We start from the raw sequence: 19,731 nt of genomic DNA on the forward strand, positions 1-19,731 counted from the left end.
TCGATGAAAGGTGTTTATCCCCGTGCGCCCCACGAAGAAGTTGTCCCCCGCCGCATTCGGCGCAGCGTCCCCCGCCGTCTCCTCTGTGGAGACCGGTGCCGAGGCCCGGTCCGCGAGCCGAGTCTCAGCGGCCCCGTCGTCCCGGACGTCCTTCGTCCGCAGGGCGTTGGCCCCGGTCACGGCGCTCGCGCTGGCGGGCACGTTGCTGTCGGTGCCGCAGGCGTCGGCCGGCGGCTCCGCCGGTCCGGCCGATCTCGGCGGGTTGGACTGGGGCGCGTGCCCGACCGCGGCGATGACCGCGCCGGGCACCGTGTGCGCGGACATCGACGTGCCACGTGATTATTCCGACCCGGAGGGCGCGACGATTTCCCTCACTGTCAGCCGGGTTCCGGCGACGGGGGAGCGCCGTGGCGTCATCGCAGGCAATCCGGGCGGCCCCGGCGGCGACGCGTTGGGAATGTTCTCCGACGAGGCCGTGAGGATGCCGACCGCCGTCCGGGAGCACTTCGACCTCATCGCCGTCGAGCCGCGCGGCCTGGCCTGGGGCACCCCGCTGAACTGCAACGTGGCGGACATCCCGATGACGGGTCTGCTCTCCGGGCAGGTCGGCGCGATGTACGCCTCCTGCGAAGCCAACGAACCGGGATACGCGGCGACCATCACCACGGAGAACACCGCTCGCGATCTCAACCATGTCCGCGACGTGCTCGGCCAGGACGTCATGCACCTCTACGGCCTGTCCTACGGCACGGATCTGATGAGCACGTACGCGACCCTGTTCCCGGACAAGACGGGCCGGATGGTGCTGGATTCCTCGGTCGATCCTGCCGACCGTTACTTTCGGCTCGGAGACTCGCGCGAGCCGTGGCGCCGCGAGGCTCTCAACGCGATGTTCCAGTGGATCGCCGACCGTGACGACGAGTACGGCCTGGGCACCACCGCCCTGCAGGTGTACGCGCGCTGGTCGCAGCGCATCAACGAGGAGGTTGGCGCGCCGGGTCAGGTCTACCCGCCGCCGACGCAGGTGGGCGACGTGCCCGCCGCCTTCGCCGACGACCCGGAGGCGTTCATGCAGCTGGCCGACGGCGTTCTGCCCGTCGCGTGGCGCAGCCATTCCTTCGCGGCGAACCTGATGCGCCCCGGCGCCGGCAATCAGTCGGTGCTGCTGCAGCAGACCTTCGCGGCGACGTACTCGGAGAGCATGTGGCCCGACATCGCCGACGCCGTGGTCACCGGCGAGGTGGAGACCCCCGAACTACCCGAGGGCGTGACCCCGGAAGACATGATGGCGCAGACCGAGGCGATGGGAACCATCGAGCGGGCGATCATCTGCAACGACAACGTCACCGCCGCCGACCCGTCCCGCATTCCCCGCACGTACCTCGACCAGTTCACCGGCGGCGACATCTTCCGCCTCAACGCCGATGCGCTGTCGTCGGGGCAGCTATGCCTCGGCTGGCCGGGGCAGGGCGCTGCCGTGGAACTCAGCGGCGACGCCCTCGAGTCGAAGCCGCTGCTGCTCCACTACGACCGCGATGCGGCGGTGACCGGCACGGGCGGCCGCGCGATGCAGGCGGTCATGGGCGGCGAGCTCATCGAGCTGCCGGGCCACGGCCACGGCGTGCTCGTCGCCCACAACGACGCCGACGAGATCGCCAACGTCGTCGCCACCCACTACTTGGGCTGACCGGTCCGAGATTGGGCCGGCTACTTGCCCTTCGCCTCGTGGCCTTTCTGCCACTCGCGCACGTCGTCGGAGTTCCGCGGGTTCAGCCCGTGGAGCTTCGCCGCCGGCACCGGCGCTTTGCCACGGCCCGCATAGCTGGTGAACGTGCCGCGCGCGGTACCGGTGAACTCCGCGCATTCGGCGACGGTCCACAGCTCGACGCCGGTGTCCTTGTCGATGATGCGAGGATTCATGCCGCCGGGACTAGTTGTGCGTGACGACGGCAAAAGACCCGACATGACAGTGCCACCGACTTGTTACCGACGCTGTATGAAACCGTGACGCGCGCACGCGGTCGTGACATGCCTGTGACGGATTTCGGGACGGATCCCGTCAAAAAGAAGAACACCCTCCGACGCTGGCCGGAGGGTGCTTTCACATGGAGGGGATGACGGGAATCGAACCCGCGTCTTCAGCTTGGAAGGCTGAGGTATTAGCCACTATACGACATCCCCATAGACAGAAATCCGGTTTAGATGCGCACTCGCCTCAACCAGACCGTGTCTTGGTACAAGGCATATTAACTCGTTAAAGCGCACATACAAAAATCGATGCCAGGTTTTTCTCGAAGGATTTAAAGAAAAGTGGCTGTGGCCGGGAAAAACAGAAAATGAAACTAAAGCAATATGGGGTATATGAAACAGGCGTATAGCCGTTGATTACACTGTCACACGACTCAACAAAGGGGCAGTCGTTTTAGGCGGCTTCTTTGGAGGGTCGGCCGACGAATGGAGTGTTTGCAGTAAACGAGGCCGCCAAAAGCAGTGCCGAGGTGATGCAAACGCCCTGTGATATGCATGGATTTCATGAAACCAGTAGTAGTTGGCAGGTTGGCTCTCGATGGCGTCGTAAAGCGTTTTTCAGACAGAGCATTAGCCTGGTTGAACGCGTGGTTTTGTGATTTCATTAATCGTCAGGTAAATCTATACGGGTCCGTTGTGGAAACGCGATTTCGCGACTATGAGGGCCCCGGTGCAGATGCTCCAAAGGGGTTTCTGCTAGGTTTCGAATGACGCATACGGGGTATGGCGCAGCTTGGTAGCGCGTCCGCTTTGGGAGCGGAAGGCCGTGGGTTCAAATCCCGCTACCCCGACCAGTATCACGGGCACTCCCGTGGTCTATGAATTAATCATCGAGTTGCAGGAGAGTGCACCAGTGAAGTCTTCCGTTGAGAAGCTCAATGAGACCCGAGTGAAGATTACCGTCGAGGTCCCGTTTGATGAGCTGAAGCCAGAGTTCGACAACGCCTACAAGGCACTGGCTCAGCAGGTCCAGATTCCAGGCTTCCGTAAGGGCAAGGCACCGGCAAAGCTGATTGAGGCCCGCTTCGGCCGCGGCCCAATTCTGGAGCAGGTGCTCAACGATATGGTTCCGTCCCGCTACGACGAGGTCGTTCGCGAGGAGGACCTGAAGGTTATCGGTCAGCCTGAGGTTGACATCACCAAGCTGGAAGATGGCGAGCTCGTTGAGTTCACCGCTGAGGTTGACGTCCGCCCGGAGATCGAGCTGCCGAAGTTCGAGGACATCGCAGTTGAGGTTGACCCACTGGTCGCCGACGAGGAAGCTGTTGAGGCTGAGCTGCAGAATCTGCTCGCTCGCTTCGGCACCCTGACCGGCGTCGAGCGCGCAGTCGAGAAGGACGACTTCGTCTCCATCGACCTGTCCGCCACCATCGACGGCGAAGAGCTGGAAGAGGCTTCCACCGAGGGCCTGTCCTACCAGGTTGGCTCCGACGACCTGATTGACGGCCTGGACGAGGCTGTTGTCGGCCTGTCCCAGGGCGAGTCCAAGGAGTTCACCACCAAGCTGGTTGCTGGCGAGCACGAGGGCGAGGACGCTCAGGTCACCGTTACCGTTCAGTCCGTCAAGGTCCGCGAGCTGCCGGAAGCTGACGACGACTTCGCTCAGATGGCTTCCGAGTTCGACACCATCGACGAGCTGAAGGAAGACCTGGCCCGCCAGGTCGAGAACACCAAGAAGGGCGAGCAGGCTCAGCAGGTTCGCGACAAGGTCCTGGCTGCCGCTATGGAGCAGACCACCATCGCTCTGCCGGAGGGTGTTGTCAAGGAGCAGGTCGAGGGCCAGCTGCAGCAGCTGCTGGGTCAGTTCGGCGGCGACGAGAAGGTTCTGAACTCCATGCTGGAGGCTCAGGGCACCACCCGCGAGCAGTTCGACGAGGACTCCAAGAAGTCCGCTGAGGAAGCTGTCCGCACCCAGCTGTTCCTGGACACACTGGCTGAAGAGATCCAGCCGGATGTTTCCCAGCAGGAGCTCACCGACCACATCCTGTTCACTGCTCAGTCCTACGGCATGGACCCGAACCAGTTCATCCAGCAGATTCAGCAGTCCGGCCAGCTCGGCAACCTGTTCGCAGACGTTCGCCGCGGCAAGGCTCTGGCCACCTCGATCCTGAAGGCTTCCGCCAAGGACACTGAGGGCAACGAAATCGATCTGAACGAGTACTTCGGTGAGGTCGAAGCTGAGGCTGAGAAGGCTGAGTCCGACAAGGCTGAGGACAACTCGGCTGAGTAAGCCCCGCCGTTAGCGCGACGCATTCCTTATGCTGCAACGCTTATAGCGAACAAGGGCCGTTCCTGAAACAAAGGGACGGCCCTTTTCGTTACCCTCTAGTGAACGACAAACTCGCACACGTACGAAGAAGGAGTACACAGATGAGCGATAACGCCCAGATGTCGACGAACACAGTTTTCGACAAGCTGCTCAAGGAGCGCATTATTTGGCTGGGTGAGCAGGTCGACGACGAGATTGCCAACAAGCTCTGCGGTCAGATGCTGCTCCTGGCAGCTGAGGACCCGGAGGCGGATATCTCGCTGTACATTAACTCCCCGGGTGGCTCCGTCACCGCCGGCATGGCCATTTACGACACCATGCAGTTTGTTCCGTGCGACGTGGCTACCTACGGCATGGGCTTGGCAGCTTCCATGGGTCAGTTCCTGCTCGCCGCAGGTGCTAAGGGCAAGCGTTACGCACTGCCGCACGCCCGCATTATGATGCACCAGCCATCTGCAGGTATTGGCGGTACCGCATCCGACATCACCATTCAGGCTGAGCAGTTCGCTGCCACCAAGAAGGAGATGGCTCGTCTGATTGCGCAGCACACCGGTCAGCCGGTCGAGCGCATTGAGGAAGACTCGGACCGCGACCGCTGGTTTACCGCAGCTGAGGCTAAGGAATACGGCCTGGTTGACCACGTCGTGACCGCTCTCAAGGACACCGCACGCTAAAAGCGGACAGTAGCGAATAATTAGAGGCGATTTAATCAACATGGAGATGAACAATATGCAGATGCCGCAGTCGCGCTACGTGCTTCCTTCTTTCGTGGAGCACTCCAGCTTTGGTGCTAAGGAATCCAACCCATACAACAAGCTCTTCGAAGAGCGCATTATCTTCCTCGGCTCCCAGGTCGATGACACCGCCGCTAACGACATCATGGCGCAGTTGCTGGTGCTTGAGGGCCTGGACCCGGATCGTGACATCACGATGTACATCAATTCCCCAGGCGGCTCCTTCACCTCGCTGATGGCCATCTACGACACGATGCAGTACGTGCGTCCCGACGTGCAGACCGTGTGCCTGGGCCAGGCTGCCTCCGCGGCAGCCGTGCTGCTCGCTGCGGGTGCACCGGGTAAGCGTGCAGCTCTGCCGAATGCGCGCGTTCTCATTCATCAGCCGGCTACCCAGGGAATCCAGGGCCAGGTTTCCGACCTGGAGATTCAGGCGAACGAAATCGAGCGCATGCGCAAGCTGATGGAGGAGACGTTGGCTCGCCACTCCGGTCGCACTGCAGAGCAGATCCGCAAGGACACCGACCGTGACAAGATCCTGACCGCTGAAGAGGCCGTCGAGTACGGCATCATCGACCAGGTCTTCGAGTACCGCAAGCACAACGCCTAAATGGGGACATGGTCTCTTTGGAGTGCTGCGCACTGGCCGTCGTAAAGCACCGGGCGAGATCGCGTGAAATTCGCCTCGCCCCTGGCGTGGAAGCCGGTATTTGCGCACACTCACGGTAGGCTGGTCTGAAGCAGTTATTGGCAACGAAGCGGAAAGGCGGCGGCGGGAGCCTCATGGCGCGTATGCAAGAAAGTGCGGATTTGCTGAAGTGCTCTTTCTGTGGAAAGAGTCAGAAGCAGGTCAAAAAGCTGATTGCCGGACCTGGTGTGTACATCTGTAATGAGTGCATCGAGCTCTGCAACGAGATTATTGAAGAGGAGCTCAACACCGGCGGCGAGGCAACTGGCAACGACGACCGCCTGCCGCGTCCGATGGAAATTCGCGACTTCCTCGATGAGTACGTCATCGGCCAGGACATGGCAAAGCGCACCCTAGCCGTCGCGGTCTACAACCACTACAAGCGCCTTCGTGCTGCAGAGACCAAGTCGGACAACGACGTCGAGCTACAGAAGTCGAACATTCTCTTGCTGGGGCCGACAGGCTGTGGCAAGACCTACCTGGCACAGACGCTGGCTCGCAAGCTGGATGTGCCGTTCGCAATCGCTGACGCCACCAGCCTGACCGAGGCCGGCTATGTCGGTGAAGATGTGGAGAACATCCTGCTGAAGTTGCTGCAGGCTACTGATTTCGACGTCGAGAAGGCGCAGCGCGGCATCATTTACGTCGATGAGATTGACAAGATCTCGCGTAAGTCTGAAAACACCTCTATCACTCGCGATGTCTCCGGTGAAGGTGTGCAGCAGGCGCTGCTGAAGATTCTCGAGGGAACCGTAGCCGCCGTGCCCCCGCAGGGTGGGCGCAAGCTGCCAAACCAGGAGTTCATTCAGTTCGACACCTCCAATGTCCTGTTCATCGTCGCCGGTGCGTTTGCCGGTCTGGAGAAGGTCGTGCAGGAGCGTGTCGGTAAGAAGGGGCTGGGCTTCGGCGCAGATGTCACCTCGGCTAACGACGCGGATATGAAGGATCCATTCCGCGACGTCCTGCCGGAGGACCTCGTTCGATTCGGCCTGATCCCTGAGTTCATTGGTCGCCTGCCCGTCATCGCATCGGTCACCAACCTCGATGAGGACGCGCTGGTTCGCGTACTCACCGAGCCCAAGAACTCCCTGGTCCGCCAATACCAGCACCTGTTCGACATGGATGGTGTGCGCCTCACCCTCGACGACGAGGCACTGCGCGCCATTGCTGCCAAGGCGATTAGCCGCAATACCGGCGCCCGTGGTCTGCGCGGCATCATGGAAGAAATCTTGGTTCCCGTGATGTTCGACGTACCAGAGCGTGACGACGTTGCGGAGGTCATCGTTCACAAGGAATGCATCACGGACGGTGCAGCGCCAGAACTCGTTGAACGCAGCGCGGACAAGAAGACTGCGTAAAGGTAGCTGAAAACCCGGTTAGAGCGCCTGCTCTAACCGGGTTTTGATGTCTGTGTGGAGCCCTAGTCGTCCATGCCGTAGATGTCGCGGTAATCCGGGGCATCATCAGCAGCCAAGTCCTGAGTCTCTGGGTTGGGCTGATCGCCATAGACCTCTGCGCCAAGCGCGGACGAGTTCGCGCCATGGGAGGCCAGCAAGGAAGTGTACGAGCTTCCCGGTTCGTTGCGAGGCGAGGATGTCAACAGGCTGGTCACGGTGTCCTGTGCGAACTCACGCAGCTTGTCCGACAGCACCGTCGACTGCATTTCAATGCCGTAGAGGTTTTCAAAAGTCCGTTGGTGCAGGGTGGGGAAGGTGGCCAGTGAGAGCACGAGAATATAAAGATCAAGTGCGGAAATGTCAGTGCGGAATGCACCGTAATCGCGGCCGAGCAACAAGATGCGGTCAAACTCCAAAACAATTGGGCTCTGACCACCAAGCCCAGTCACGCCTTCAAGCGGCAGGACTGGGTGTAGGTTTTCCTGGATGATGAACCGCACGGCGAGCGGGTTCGCCGAGAAATAGTCGTAGATAACGCCGACTACATGCTGCAGGGCTTCCACCGGCACATTGGAGTGTGGACGCAGGGCGTCGTCGTCAGGCCTTACGGTCTCCAGCACATGTACCCACGTCGCCCTGTAGAGTCCCATCTTGTCACCACAGTGGTAGTGAAGCATGCGCTTGGAGACACCAGAGGCGGCAGCAATGGCATCCAAACGGGCATCTGCATACCCCTTTGCGGTGAATTCTTGAAGTGCTGCCACCAAGACTGCATGGGGGATTGCATCAGAGGAGCCTGGAGACTTCATGAAAATCCTTTGCTTGGACTAGAGGGCGACTACGGGGTTTTGGCTATCTAACGGGGGTGAAATTGCTCGGTCGCGGACTTCTTTCTAGTGAAATGAGTACATGACCGTAAGTCATGCCTAATGCTATCCGTTTTTCAGAATTGGCCTGAGCCCGTCGCCCCCGTCTGCGCCAATTCTGTAGTCGCATTAGAGTGGGCAGCGAATTGATTCTCTCTCGAGAAAGGCCTGAAGTGAACAAGACTCCCGTAAAGGTTGCAGTTACCGGCGCCGCCGGACAGATCGCTTACTCCCTGCTCTTCCGCATTGCCAGCGGTTCGGTTTTCGGCCCTGAGACCCCGGTTGAGTTGAACCTGCTGGAGATCGCTCCGGCGCTGCACGCCACCGAAGGCGTCGCCATGGAGCTGTTTGACTCCGCCTTCCCGCTTCTGACTGGCATCAACATCACCGATGATCCGGCCAAGGCATTCGACGGTGCTAACGCCGCCTTCCTGGTCGGTGCAAAGCCGCGCGGCAAGGGCGAGGAGCGCTCCGCACTGCTGGGCGCCAACGGCAAGATCTTCGGCCCGCAGGGTGCCGCACTGAACGATCATGCAGCAGACGACATCAAGGTCCTGGTTGTTGGCAACCCGGCCAACACCAACACCATGATTGCTGCGTCCCACGCTAAGGACATCCCGGCAGAGCGCTTCACCGCCATGATGCGCCTGGACCACAACCGTTCCCTGTCTCAGCTGTCGGAAAAGATTGGTGTTCCGACCACTGAGATCAAGAACATGATTGTCTGGGGTAACCACTCCGCAGACCAGTTCCCGGACATCACCTACGCCACCATTGCAGGCGAGAAGGTCTCCGACAAGGTGGACGCTGCATGGGTCGAGCAGGACTTCATTCCGCGTGTCGCGAAGCGTGGCGCAGAAATCATCGAGGTCCGCGGTTCTTCCTCCGCAGCTTCCGCTGCCGCCGCCGCGGTTGACCACATGCGTGACTGGGTCACCGGTACCCCAGAGGGCGAGTGGGTCTCTGTCGCCCTTCCGTCCGATGGCTCCTACGGCATCGACGAGGGCCTGGTCGCTGGTGTTCCGTGCTACGCCAAGGACGGCGAGTGGGTTCGCGTTGAGGGCCTGGATCTCTCCGAGGTTCAGCGCGCTGGCATCGAGCGCAACGTCAAGGCACTGCGCGAAGAGCGCGAGGCTGTTAAGGACCTGCTGGTCTAAGAGCTGTTCAACGGCCGCCTAGAGGCGCTCTCTTGTGATGATTTCACAAGAGAGCGCTTTTATTTTGCGCGGTAATCGCGGTTTGGCTCGGAGCGAGAATAAGGCTTGAATTCGGCGGTGCATAAGTCGCTGATAGCAGATATGGGTGGGGCGCAAGGGCCGTCGTAAAGCCCCTGGAAAACCAAATCCGGGCAAGGCGCTAAGATGTGACGCGTGACTGAGAACAACGTGGACCTAAACAGAGCAGAAAAGTTGCCCAAGTCGTGGAACCCGGCTGACGTGGAGTCGGACCTGTACCAGGGCTGGGTAGACGCCGGTTATTTCAAGGCTGATCCGTCTAGCTCCAAGCCGGCTTACTCTATTGTGCTGCCCCCGCCGAACGTGACGGGTCAGCTGCACATGGGCCACGCACTGGACCACACTTTGATGGATGCGCTGGTGCGCCGTAAGCGCATGCAGGGCTACGAGGTGCTGTGGCTGCCGGGTATGGACCACGCGGGTATCGCAACGCAGACCAAGGTCGAGGCGATGCTGAAGGAGTCCGAAGGTAAGGACCGCTTCGATTATGGCCGCGAGGAATTCGTGGAGAAGGTCTGGGAGTGGAAGCACGATTACGGCGGACGTATCGGCAACCAGATGCGCCAGATTGGTGACTCCCTGGATTGGTCTCGTGAGCGCTTCACTCTGGACGAGGGGCTGTCCCGTGCGGTTCAGACGATTTTTAAGGAACTGTTTGACCGCGGTCTTATTTACCGCGCCAAGCGCATGGTCAACTGGTCGCCAGTGCTGCAGACTGCAATCTCGGATATTGAGGTCAAGTACGAGGACGCTGAAGGCGAGCTCGTGTCCTTCCGCTACGGCGATGGGGAAGACTCCATTGTTGTGGCGACGACTCGTGTGGAGACGATGCTGGGTGACGTGGCAATTGCCGTGCACCCGGAGGATGAGCGCTACACGCACCTGGTGGGCAAGGTTCTGGACCACCCGTTCCGCGAGGACCTGAAGATTCAGGTCATCGCCGATGACTACGTGGACCGCGAGTTCGGTACAGGCGCGGTGAAGATCACGCCGGCGCACGATCCGAATGACTTCGCCATGGGCCAGCGCCACGACCTGGATATGCCGGAGGTCATCGACACCACTGGCCGTATCTTCAACACTGGCACGCGTTTCGACGGCATGGATCGCGCTGAAGCCCGTACTGCGCTGACGGAGGCGCTGCGTGAGCAGGGGCGCATCGTCAAGGAGGCCCGCCCGTACGTTCACTCGGTCGGTCACTCGGAACGCTCGGGTGAGCCGATTGAGCCGCTGCTGAGCTTGCAGTGGTTCGTTAAGGTCGACGAGCTGGCCAAGATGTCCGGCGATGCTGTTCGCGAGGGCGACACGGTTATTCACCCGGCTTCGCAGGAGCCGCGCTGGTTCGACTGGGTCGATGACATGCACGACTGGTGTATCTCCCGCCAGCTGTGGTGGGGCCACCGCATCCCGATCTGGTACGGCCCGAATGGCGAGGTCGTCTGTGTCGGCCCGGATGATGAGGTCCCGACGGGTGACGGCTGGACGCAGGATCCGGATGTGCTGGATACCTGGTTCTCCTCTGCGCTGTGGCCGTTTTCCACGATGGGTTGGCCGGACGCCACCCCAGAGCTGGAGAAGTTCTACCCGACATCCGTTCTGGTCACCGGCTACGACATTCTGTTCTTCTGGGTCGCGCGCATGATGATGTTCTCGACCTTTGCTGCCACCTTGCCTGATTCACCGCTGGGTAAGGGCCGCGACGGTCGTCCGCAGGTGCCGTTCAAGGATGTCTTCCTGCACGGTCTGGTCCGCGATGAGCAGGGCCGCAAGATGTCGAAGTCTCTCGGCAACGGCATTGACCCGCTGGACTGGGTGCGTGACTACGGTGCGGACGCACTTCGCTTCACGCTGGCTCGTGGCGCTAACCCGGGCTCTGACCTGCCGGTCGGTAACGACGCCGCACAGAGCTCCCGTAACTTCGCTACCAAGCTGTTCAACGCCACCCGCTTTGCGCTGATGAACGGTGCCCACGTGGGCGAGCTGCCGGACCGTGACCAGCTCACCGACACCGACCGCTGGATTTTGGACCGCCTGGAACAGGTCCGCGCCGAAGTCGACTCTGCGCTGGATAAGTACGAGTTCTCCAAGGCCAACGAGGCCCTCTACCACTTCGCATGGGACGAGGTCTGTGACTGGTACCTGGAGATGACCAAGGTCGACTTCCCACGCCTGAATGACGGCGAGACCATGACCGAGGAGCAGGCCGCCCGCGCCGCCTCCACTCGTCTGGTTCTAGGCCGCGTGCTGGATACGCTGCTGCGTCTGCTGCACCCGTCCATGCCGTTCGTCACGGAGACGCTGTGGAAGGCGCTTACCGACGGCGCGGAGGGCTTCGAGGACTCTCTGGTTATTTCCGCCTGGCCGGATGCCACCATGACCACCGATGGCGCTGCTGTTGACGAGGTTGCCGCACGTCGTATTGCCGATGCCCAGAAGTTGGTCACCGAGCTGCGTCGTTTCCGCAACGACCAGGGTGTGAAGCCGTCGCAGCGCGTGCCGGCACGCATGAACCTGGCGGATGCTGATCTGACTGCTCAGGAAGAGATGATTCGTTCGCTGGCTCGTGCTGAGGCACCGGAGGATGGATTCACCGCTACCGCTTCCATTGAGGTGCGCCTGTCTCAGGCCACGGTCCTGATCGAGCTGGATACCTCCGGCACTGTCGACGTGGCCGCTGAACGCAAGCGCCTGGAAAAGGACCTGGCCAAGGCGGAGAAGGAACTGGCCGGCACCGAGAAGAAGCTCGGCAACGAGGCCTTCCTGTCCAAGGCTCCGGAGCAGGTCGTGGAGAAGATTAAGACTCGCCACCAGTTCGCACTGGAGGAGATTGACCGTATTAAGGCTCGTTTGGAGGGACTTCCGCAGGCATGACCGATCCACGGGATGCTGAACCACGTGATGAGGCCGCAGGCGAGATTCGTTTGAATCTTGGCGGCGAGGACGATTCGGTGACGCAGGAAGAGTCTGCGATGCAGGAGGAAGCTGCGGCACTCGAAGAGTCCTCCGCAGCGCCTGAGTTCGAATTCGATCCGGCTGACTCTCAGATTGTCGAGGACCTCGAACCTCGCGAAATCGCCGGTGTGATGGCCGATGACCGCATGCCCGATGACATGCGCCTCGGTGAGGTCTCCGTGTCCGAGGAAGGCCTGAGCCTGCCCGTCGATGTGGATCGCCCAGTCAACGAGCCGGCTCCGCTGGAGGCCACCGCAGAGGAGCTGCGCGAGCTTGCAGAGGTGGAAGCCGAGCTGGATCAACGCTGGCCGGAGACCAAAATTGACCCGTCGCTCGAGCGGATCGAGATGCTGATGGACATCCTTGGCCATCCCGAGCGTGCCACTCCGGTCATTCACGTTGCCGGCACGAATGGCAAGACTTCCACTGTGCGCATGATTGAGTCGCTGGTGCGCGCTCTCGGCCGTCGCACCGGACGCACTACCAGCCCGCATTTGCAGCTGGTTACCGAGCGCATCGCCATCGATGGCCAGCCCATCCATCCACGCGATTACGTGCGCATCTGGCGCGAGATTCAGCCCTACGTGGAAATGGTTGACGCCAAGTCCGCCGAAAAGGGCGGCCCGCAGATGAGTAAGTTCGAGGTCCTCACGGCCATGGCCTACGCTGCCTTCGCCGACGCTCCTGTCGATGTCGCCGTGGTGGAAGTTGGCATGGGCGGCACATGGGATGCGACCAACGTGGTGGAGGCCGACGTGGCAGTCATCTGCCCAATCGGTCTCGATCACACGGAGTACCTCGGCGATACCCTGGCTGAAATCGCTGCTGAGAAGGCTGGCATCATCAAGTCGCGGTGGAATAAGGACGACTTGCTCACGCCACCGGACAATGTCGCCATTGTCGGCGAGCAGGAACCGGAAGCAATGGACGTCGTTTTGCGCCGTGCCGTGGAAATGGACGCCTCCGTCGCCCGTGCTGGGGTCGAGTACGGTGTCGTCAGCCATCAGCTGGCGGTCGGTGGGCAGAACCTGACGCTCAAGGGCCTGGCCGGCGAGTATGACGACATCCATCTGCCGCTGCACGGTCCGCATCAGGCGCGTAACGCAGCCACAGCACTGGCCGCGGTGGAGGCGTTCTTCGGCGCAGGCCCGGGGCGTCCGCTCAACATTGATGCGGTTCGCGAAGGCTTTGCGACGGTCGCATCGCCCGGCCGCCTCGAGCGCGTGCGTTCGACCCCGACGGTGTTTATCGATGCCGCCCACAATCCTCACGGTGCCCGTGCGCTACGCACGGCCCTCTCCGCTGAGTTCGACTTCCGCCGTGTCATCGGTGTGCTGTCGGTGTTGGGGGAGAAGGATGCTCGTGGGCTGCTGGTGGAGCTGGAGCCGTACTTCGAAGAAGTGGTTATTACCCAGAACACCTCGCCGCGTGCGCTGCACTACGACGACCTGGCTGACCTTGCGGAGGAGATTTTCGGCGAGGAGCGCGTGCATCGCGTGCCAACTCTGCCGTCCGCCGTTGAGTTAGCTGTCGCGCTGGCTGAGGAAACCGATACCGGAGACGGTATTGTCTCTGGTTCCGGTGTGATCGTCACTGGATCTGTTGTCACCGCGGGCGAAGCCCGGACACTATTTGGAAAGGACCCGCAATGAGCGAATCTCAGGCGAGCCAGCCACAGGGCAATAGCGCGGAGGATTACACCGCTGCCGACCGCGAGGCCCTGCGCGCCTACCGCGAGGGCCGTGACCTGAGTGAAGGCGGCAAGTATGGCCCGCTCGGTGTGGGACACGATCCGGCTAAGGACCCGCTGAAGGGTTTGCGCGGTGTTATGTCCGGCACGCTGATTATGCAGGCTATCTCGGTGCTGCTTGGTCTGACTGTGGTCACGCGCATTCCCGACGGCCAGATTAACCAGACCTTTTCGGTTACGTACATCACCATCCTGGGCCTGGCTCTGATTGCGATGGCTTTCCTGCAGAAGCAGCCCTGGGCCCTGAAAGCCAACATTGTGCTGCAGGTCTTTGGTGTGCTGGCTATCTTCACGCACGTGTCTATGGGCGTGGTAGGTATCTTCTTCGCCCTGGTGTGGGCCTACATTCTGCACCTGCGGAAGAACCTCATCCAGCGTATGGAGCGCGGTCTGTTGACCACCCAGCACTCGTAAGTCTCCCGCGCTCGTAGTTGCGCTGGGTTACGCTGCACATTTCACCCCGCTGCACCACCACTCCGGTGTAGCGGGGTTTGTCATAGTATGATGCTCACCATGACTGAACGTACTCTTATTCTGATCAAGCCGGACGGCGTTTCCCGCGGTCTGGTCGGCGAAGTTATCTCCCGCATCGAGCGCAAGGGCCTGAAGCTGGTCGCGCTTGACCTCCGTGTTGCTGACGAGGCAACTGCGAAGGAGCACTACGCAGAGCACGTCGATAAGCCGTTCTTTGGTGAGCTGGTTGATTTCATCACCTCTGCACCGCTGGTCGCTGGTGTTATCGAGGGCCCGAACGCAATCGCTGCTTGGCGTCAGCTCGCTGGCGGCACCAACCCGGTTGAGGCCGCAACCCCGGGCTCCATCCGCGGTGACTTCGCACTTGAGGTTGCTAACAACGTTGTTCACGGTTCCGATTCTCCGGAGTCCGCTGAGCGCGAGATTGGTATTTGGTTCCCGAACCTCTAAACGTTGACGGTTCAGCATTGACCCGTGAGCGTTGAACTGGCGCCGAACTGAGCAAGCAATTGTTTGCCGGTTCGGCGCTTTTTTGCTTGTCGACGACCGTGGGGCGGCCCTTCAGCGGGCTGCACGCGTGAATGCGGGCACGGGCTGCAAATGTGAAACTGTGCGAGTTTATGACACTTTCCGGCAATTTTTCAGGCCATTTTTGTCATAAACGCAGTCAGTAACTCGGATTGGCCCGCCGCCACCAATGTCGGTGCGCGCCACCTGCTCGATATGTGCGACAATGGACAGCAGCAGTAGTGCCCGGGAGTTCGCTCCGGTGGATGAGATATTCCGTATGTGATCGCTGAATCCCCGAGTCAGCCGGTAGGCCTGCCAATAAGACTTTCATAATTGTTCATCGTTTTCGGCCCTCTATCTGCGCATTTGGCGCAAATGAAGTGGCTGTCGCAACATCGTTGCTCCGCCTGGTTTCCAAGGCCACAACGGATGTAGGCGCACATGGAATGACAAAGAGTGTGCTTCCTGTTGTCGGGTTTTGCGTGGTGGGGTGTCAAGGAGAAACAAATACAGTGGCAAATTTCAGCCAGGATGTTGTCGCTAAGGCACGCGAATTTGATCGTGAGTCAGCGGCTCTGAAAACCCGAGTCCACCACCTGGCCAAGAGCTTGGGGTTGACCTCGAAGGAAACCATCGAAGCACTGGGGCACGCGGGGATCGTCGTAAAGTCCGCTGCGTCCACCATTAATCAAAATCAGCTCGACGCAGTGCTGAATTTCATCGGTGATCATCCAGAGGATGCCTCGCTTGACGACGGATCCGCTGCGACCAAGCCAACCGGCGAAAAGCCAGCCGCGAAGGAAAAACAGTCGGCAGGTAAGCCGAACGCGGCGGATGAGAAGTCGGACGAGCAAACCGCAGCTAAGTCCGAGAAGAAGCCAGCTGCGAAGAAGAGCAGCAAGAAGTCGGCTGCGAAGAAGGCCACAAAGAAGGCTGCGCCGAAGGCAGAAAAAAAGACCGACCAGAAGGCAGCCAAGAGCGAAGCGGAGTCGGACGCAGCGCCTGCCGAGGAAGTGACCGAGAAGAAGGACACCAAGAAGGCCTCGGCTAGAAAATCCTCGGCAAAGCAGAGCGCAGAGAAGCAGGCTGAAGAGAAGCAGAGCGCAGAGAAGAAGAGCACGACTAAGAAGCGAGCAACGCGTAAGCGGGCTGTGAAGAAGACCGCTGGCGCTCCGGAAGAAACCGCTGCGAAGGACGAGCAGAAGGACTCGAACTCGGTCGTCGAGGAAGCTGTTGAGGCTGTCGTTCAGTCGTCGTCGAAGAAGGCTGCAGACAAGAATGCTTCCGATAAGAAGGCTGCCGACACCGTAGCCGAGACCGCTGAGAAAACCTCCGCTGAGGAAGCATCCGCCGAAGCACCTGCTGCAAAGAGCGCTGCAGTGACCACACGTCGTGGTCGCCGAGTTCGCCGTGCGGTCCGCACGACCAGCGCTCCAGCAGCAGAGGAAATTCAGGAAGCGCAAGAGCCGCAGAAAACGCAAGAGCCGCAGGATACGCAGGCAACTCAGAGCGAAGCGCTGCAGGACATCGAGCCGCCGGTAGTTCCGGAGCCGCCGGTTGCGGAAGAGCAGACCGCGTTTGCGCCTATCTTCCTGGCTCCGCAGGCTGTTCCGGCCTCGGCCAAGGATTCGGCCACCGAGGATGCAGCTTCAGCTGACAGCGGTGCCTCCAACCAGGGCACCGATGACAACGCGGGGGAGGGGCAGGACGGCTCGTCGTCAAGCGAAACGGAGCGTCAACCGCGCCCGCGTCGTCGCCGTCGTGGACGTGGGCGTCGTAATGATGACGCGCAACAGGCGGAGAAGACCACCGAAAACACAGAGCGCGAGGAAGAGGAAACCCGCGAAGAGGTCGAGGAGCCGCAGGCGATTAAGGGATCGACTCGCCTGGAGGCGCAGCGCCGTCGCCGTATCGAGCGTCGTGAGGAATCGCGCAAGCGCCACGTAATCTCGGAGGCGGAATTCCTGGCTCGTCGTGAGTCGGTGGAGCGCACGATGGTGGTGCGGGAGCGCAAGCGCCATGACCACGCGGGCATTGTCACTGAGGTGGGTGTGCTGGAAGATGACCTGTTGGTCGAGCACTTCGTTACCTCTGACACGCAGACCACGCAGATCGGCAATATCTACCTCGGTCGCGTGCAGAACGTCCTGCCCAGCATGGAAGCGGCGTTCATCGATATCGGAACCGACCGCAACGGTGTCATTTACGTAGGTGACCTGAACTGGAAGCTGCTGGACACGAAGTCGCGTTCGCGCAAGATTGAACATGCGCTGAAGGCCGGCGACCAGATTCTGGTCCAGGTGTCCAAGGACCCGATTGGTCACAAGGGTGCGCGTCTGACCACCCACATTTCGATGGCTGGTCGATTCCTGGTGTACGTGCCGGGCGGCCGGAGCGCGGGTATTTCCCGCAAGCTGCCGGAGCCGGAGCGCAAGCGCCTGAAGTCGATTCTGAGCGAGGTTACGCCGGAGGGCTCGGGCACGATTATCCGTACCGCCGCCGAGGGTGTGTCCAAGGAGGCCATCGAGGCCGACATTAAGCGCCTGGAGTCGCAGTGGCAGGAGATCTGGGAAGCCTCCGAGGCAGCGAAGGCGAAGCGTGGAGCAAAGCCAATCGCGCTGTACGAAGAGCCGGACATGCTGGTCAAGGTTGTCCGCGACGTCTTCAACGAGGACTTCTCGCGTCTCGTCGTTGAGGGCGATCGCCCGTGGAACACAGTGACGGACTACATCGGCGACCTGGCACCGGAGCTGGAGCCGCGACTGCAGCGCTACTTCGCCAAGGAGCACGGCGGCGCCGATGTCTTCGAGCACTTCCGTATCGATGAGCAGCTGGCCAAGGCACTCGACCGCAAGGTCTGGCTGCCTTCGGGCGGCACGCTGGTCATCGACCGCACCGAGGCCATGACGGTCATCGACGTCAACACCGGTAAGTTCACCGGCGCTGGCGGAAACCTGGAAGAGACGGTCACTCGCAACAACCTGGAGGCCGCTGAGGAAATCGTCCGCCAGATGCGTCTGCGCGATCTGGGCGGCATGATCGTCGTCGACTTCATCGACATGGTGCTGCCGGAAAACCAAGATTTGGTGCTGCGCCGTCTGAAGGAGGCGCTCGGCCGCGACCGCTCGCGTCACGAGGTCTCCGAGGTGACCTCGCTCGGCCTCGTTCAGATGACGCGCAAGCGTCTGGGCACAGGCCTGCTGGAGACCTTCTCCACGCCGTGTAGCTGCTGTAATGGCCGTGGTCTGATTATCCACATCGACCCGGTCGAGCAGGACAATCAGGGCCGTGGTCACAAGAACGGTCGTCGCAACGAAGAGCAGGGTAAGTCCAAGCGCCGCAACAAGTCGCGCTCGGAGCGCAATCCGGCCAACCACCCGGCCGCGCTGGCCATGCACCGCGATCAGGGCGACCAGGCAGGCTCTTCCAAGGCAACGCTTGACGACGACTCGGAGACCAACCAGCGCGATAAGGACGCAGCTGACAAGCGTGTCGCAGCTGCTGTCGAAGCTGTCATCGTCTCTTCTGGGAACGATGAGCCGAGGCCACCGCGTCGTCGCCGGGTTCGTAAGAGCCAGGGCCGAAACGAAGAGCAGCGACAGGACTGCAATGGCCATCAGGAGCGCCGCGAGCGTGATGAGCAATCGGAGAACTCCAATGACCTGGCTGCTCTGGCTGCCGCAGCTGTTGCGGAAGCCCGTGAGAAGGACCCAGAGGAGCCGTCGGATGACCGTTACATGCCGCAGGAGGGGCAGCGCCGCCGCCGTCGGGCTACGCGTCGCCGGGTAGCGGAGTATGTTGCCGTTGATTCGGCTGCACGCGACGCTGATGACCGCGACGAAGAATATGGTGATCGTCGCAAGCGTTCGGAGCGCCCGACCCGTGCTGAGCGTGCCGAGCGCACCGATAACGGTGGCTCCGGTGGAGGCCGTGGCGAGGCTGAACGCTCCAGCAGCGCTAGCGCTCGACGTCGCCGTCGTCGCGCTGTGCGTCGTACTGCTGTGGATGAAACCACTGCGCCTCAGGCTGAGTCTCAGGCAGCTTCCACCACAGATGTGAGGGAGCCAGCCAGGGATGGCAAGGGCGGCAACGCTAACAAGACCGGTAAGGCTGCGGCCGCGGAGTCCCAGACCTATGAGGAGGCCAAGGAGGCGTTCGAGCGTTCTCCACGCCGTCGTCGTCCGACGCGCGGTAACTCTCGCTCGGATCGCGCACCGCGTCGCGAGGACTTCGAGTCCACTAAGCCAAAGGCGGACGCTGAAGGCAGCAAGGGCGGAGATCGTGCGAAAGACAACCGCGATGACAGCAACCGCAGTGGCGGTGGCCGTCGCTCGGGCAAGTCGCGGGTTGAAGTGGTAGCGGTCGAGGGCACGGGAGCTCGCCGTAATCGCCGTCGGGCGGTGCGCAGGGTCTCGTCGCAAAGCGATGCCGAAGCGACTGCGCCGAAGCAGCGACAGGGCGCTTCAAACCGCGCTACTAAGCCAGAGCAGAAGCAGGCTAATCGCGGTGCTGCGGCGCCGGAGACGAAACCGGCCAATCGTCGTCGCCGCGTGCGTCGTGCGGTGCGCCGAAGTGGTCAGAACTAGGTAGCGGAAATCTGGAATAAGGCCAGATAGGAGGCTGTTTTCTGTTCCCTAAAGCGGGGAGTGGAAAGTGGCTCCGGAAACTGCCCGAGAAGACCGTGAAAACCGATGGGGGACAGGGTCTTACTCGGGCAGTTTGTAATTTAGGGGGATTTTTCGCTACTCTTGACCAGTCGCTGATTAGTAGGCGTATCTGGTCATGCCCACTGGTGCTTGAGGCGCTGGTGGTAAGGAAACGGCCAGAG

Annotated in this window: 13 protein-coding genes and 2 tRNA genes; 12 read left to right on the plus strand and 3 right to left on the minus strand. The window is 61.1% G+C overall.

Annotated features, from left to right (window positions below; all coding sequences use genetic code 11):
• The first annotated feature begins 166 nt into the window (after positions 1–166).
• On the plus strand, positions 167–1,687 hold the full coding sequence (locus NQ014_RS00365) for an alpha/beta hydrolase (protein ID WP_257073000.1): 1,521 nt from the start codon (positions 167–169) through the stop codon (positions 1,685–1,687).
• A 20-nt stretch (positions 1,688–1,707) separates the two neighbouring features.
• On the opposite strand, the gene NQ014_RS00370 is transcribed toward NQ014_RS00365, so the two are convergent.
• The gene (locus tag NQ014_RS00370; RefSeq protein WP_048735147.1) at positions 1,708–1,920 is read right to left on the minus strand and encodes a hypothetical protein; all 213 of its coding nucleotides are present in this window, start codon (positions 1,918–1,920) and stop codon (positions 1,708–1,710) included.
• A gap of 186 nt (positions 1,921–2,106) precedes the next feature.
• Positions 2,107–2,181 (minus strand) — tRNA-Gly (locus NQ014_RS00375).
• Between the two features lie 564 nt (positions 2,182–2,745).
• Here NQ014_RS00375 and NQ014_RS00380 point away from each other — a divergent pair.
• The 5 genes from NQ014_RS00380 (at position 2,746) to clpX (ending at position 7,077) form a co-directional block, all read left to right on the plus strand.
• Positions 2,746–2,822, plus strand: a tRNA-Pro gene (locus NQ014_RS00380).
• Positions 2,795–4,258 (plus strand): trigger factor, encoded by a 1,464-nt coding sequence (tig, locus tag NQ014_RS00385; protein ID WP_257073003.1) that lies wholly within the window; start codon positions 2,795–2,797, stop codon positions 4,256–4,258. The genes NQ014_RS00380 and tig overlap by 28 nt, the downstream gene beginning before the upstream one ends.
• A 140-nt stretch (positions 4,259–4,398) precedes the next feature.
• Positions 4,399–4,971 (plus strand): ATP-dependent Clp protease proteolytic subunit, encoded by a 573-nt coding sequence (locus tag NQ014_RS00390; protein ID WP_016422302.1) that lies wholly within the window; start codon positions 4,399–4,401, stop codon positions 4,969–4,971.
• Between the two features lie 46 nt (positions 4,972–5,017).
• Positions 5,018–5,641 carry an ATP-dependent Clp protease proteolytic subunit gene (locus NQ014_RS00395; protein WP_369707172.1) on the plus strand — a complete coding sequence of 208 codons (624 nt, stop codon included), beginning with the start codon at positions 5,018–5,020 and terminating at the stop codon, positions 5,639–5,641.
• 173 nt (positions 5,642–5,814) lie between these two features.
• Positions 5,815–7,077, plus strand: a complete 1,263-nt coding sequence (clpX, locus tag NQ014_RS00400) for an ATP-dependent Clp protease ATP-binding subunit ClpX (RefSeq protein WP_257073010.1) — start codon at positions 5,815–5,817, stop codon at positions 7,075–7,077.
• A gap of 62 nt (positions 7,078–7,139) precedes the next feature.
• Here the strand turns inward: clpX and NQ014_RS00405 are convergent, their stop codons facing one another.
• Positions 7,140–7,925: a TetR/AcrR family transcriptional regulator gene (locus NQ014_RS00405; RefSeq protein WP_048735139.1), complete on the minus strand. Its 786-nt coding sequence runs from the start codon at positions 7,923–7,925 to the stop codon at positions 7,140–7,142.
• A 230-nt stretch (positions 7,926–8,155) separates the two neighbouring features.
• Here NQ014_RS00405 and NQ014_RS00410 point away from each other — a divergent pair, with 230 nt between their 5' ends.
• The 6 genes from NQ014_RS00410 (at position 8,156) to NQ014_RS00435 (ending at position 19,489) form a co-directional block, all read left to right on the plus strand.
• A complete protein-coding gene (locus tag NQ014_RS00410) occupies positions 8,156–9,139 on the plus strand; it encodes a malate dehydrogenase (protein ID WP_257073013.1) in 984 nt (327 codons plus the stop codon).
• A 213-nt stretch (positions 9,140–9,352) separates the two neighbouring features.
• Positions 9,353–12,088, plus strand: a complete 2,736-nt coding sequence (locus NQ014_RS00415) for a valine--tRNA ligase (protein WP_257073015.1) — start codon at positions 9,353–9,355, stop codon at positions 12,086–12,088.
• 227 nt (positions 12,089–12,315) lie between these two features.
• Positions 12,316–13,821 carry a folylpolyglutamate synthase/dihydrofolate synthase family protein gene (locus tag NQ014_RS00420; protein ID WP_187402728.1) on the plus strand — a complete coding sequence of 502 codons (1,506 nt, stop codon included), beginning with the start codon at positions 12,316–12,318 and terminating at the stop codon, positions 13,819–13,821.
• Complete coding sequence (locus tag NQ014_RS00425) at positions 13,818–14,333, plus strand: DUF4233 domain-containing protein (RefSeq protein WP_257073017.1); 516 nt, start codon at positions 13,818–13,820, stop codon at positions 14,331–14,333. The genes NQ014_RS00420 and NQ014_RS00425 overlap by 4 nt, the downstream gene beginning before the upstream one ends.
• Before the next feature lie 99 nt (positions 14,334–14,432).
• Positions 14,433–14,843, plus strand: a complete 411-nt coding sequence (gene ndk, locus NQ014_RS00430; RefSeq protein WP_038629458.1) for a nucleoside-diphosphate kinase — start codon at positions 14,433–14,435, stop codon at positions 14,841–14,843.
• A 572-nt stretch (positions 14,844–15,415) separates the two neighbouring features.
• Entirely contained in the window at positions 15,416–19,489 is a 4,074-nt protein-coding gene (locus NQ014_RS00435) for a translation initiation factor IF-2 N-terminal domain-containing protein (RefSeq protein ID WP_257073020.1), read from the plus strand.
• Positions 19,490–19,731 lie beyond the last annotated feature (242 nt).

Origin of the sequence: Corynebacterium sp. 5QC2CO (genome assembly GCF_024580435.1) — a bacterium.
Classification (GTDB): Bacteria; Actinomycetota; Actinomycetes; order Mycobacteriales; family Mycobacteriaceae; genus Corynebacterium; species Corynebacterium jeikeium_D.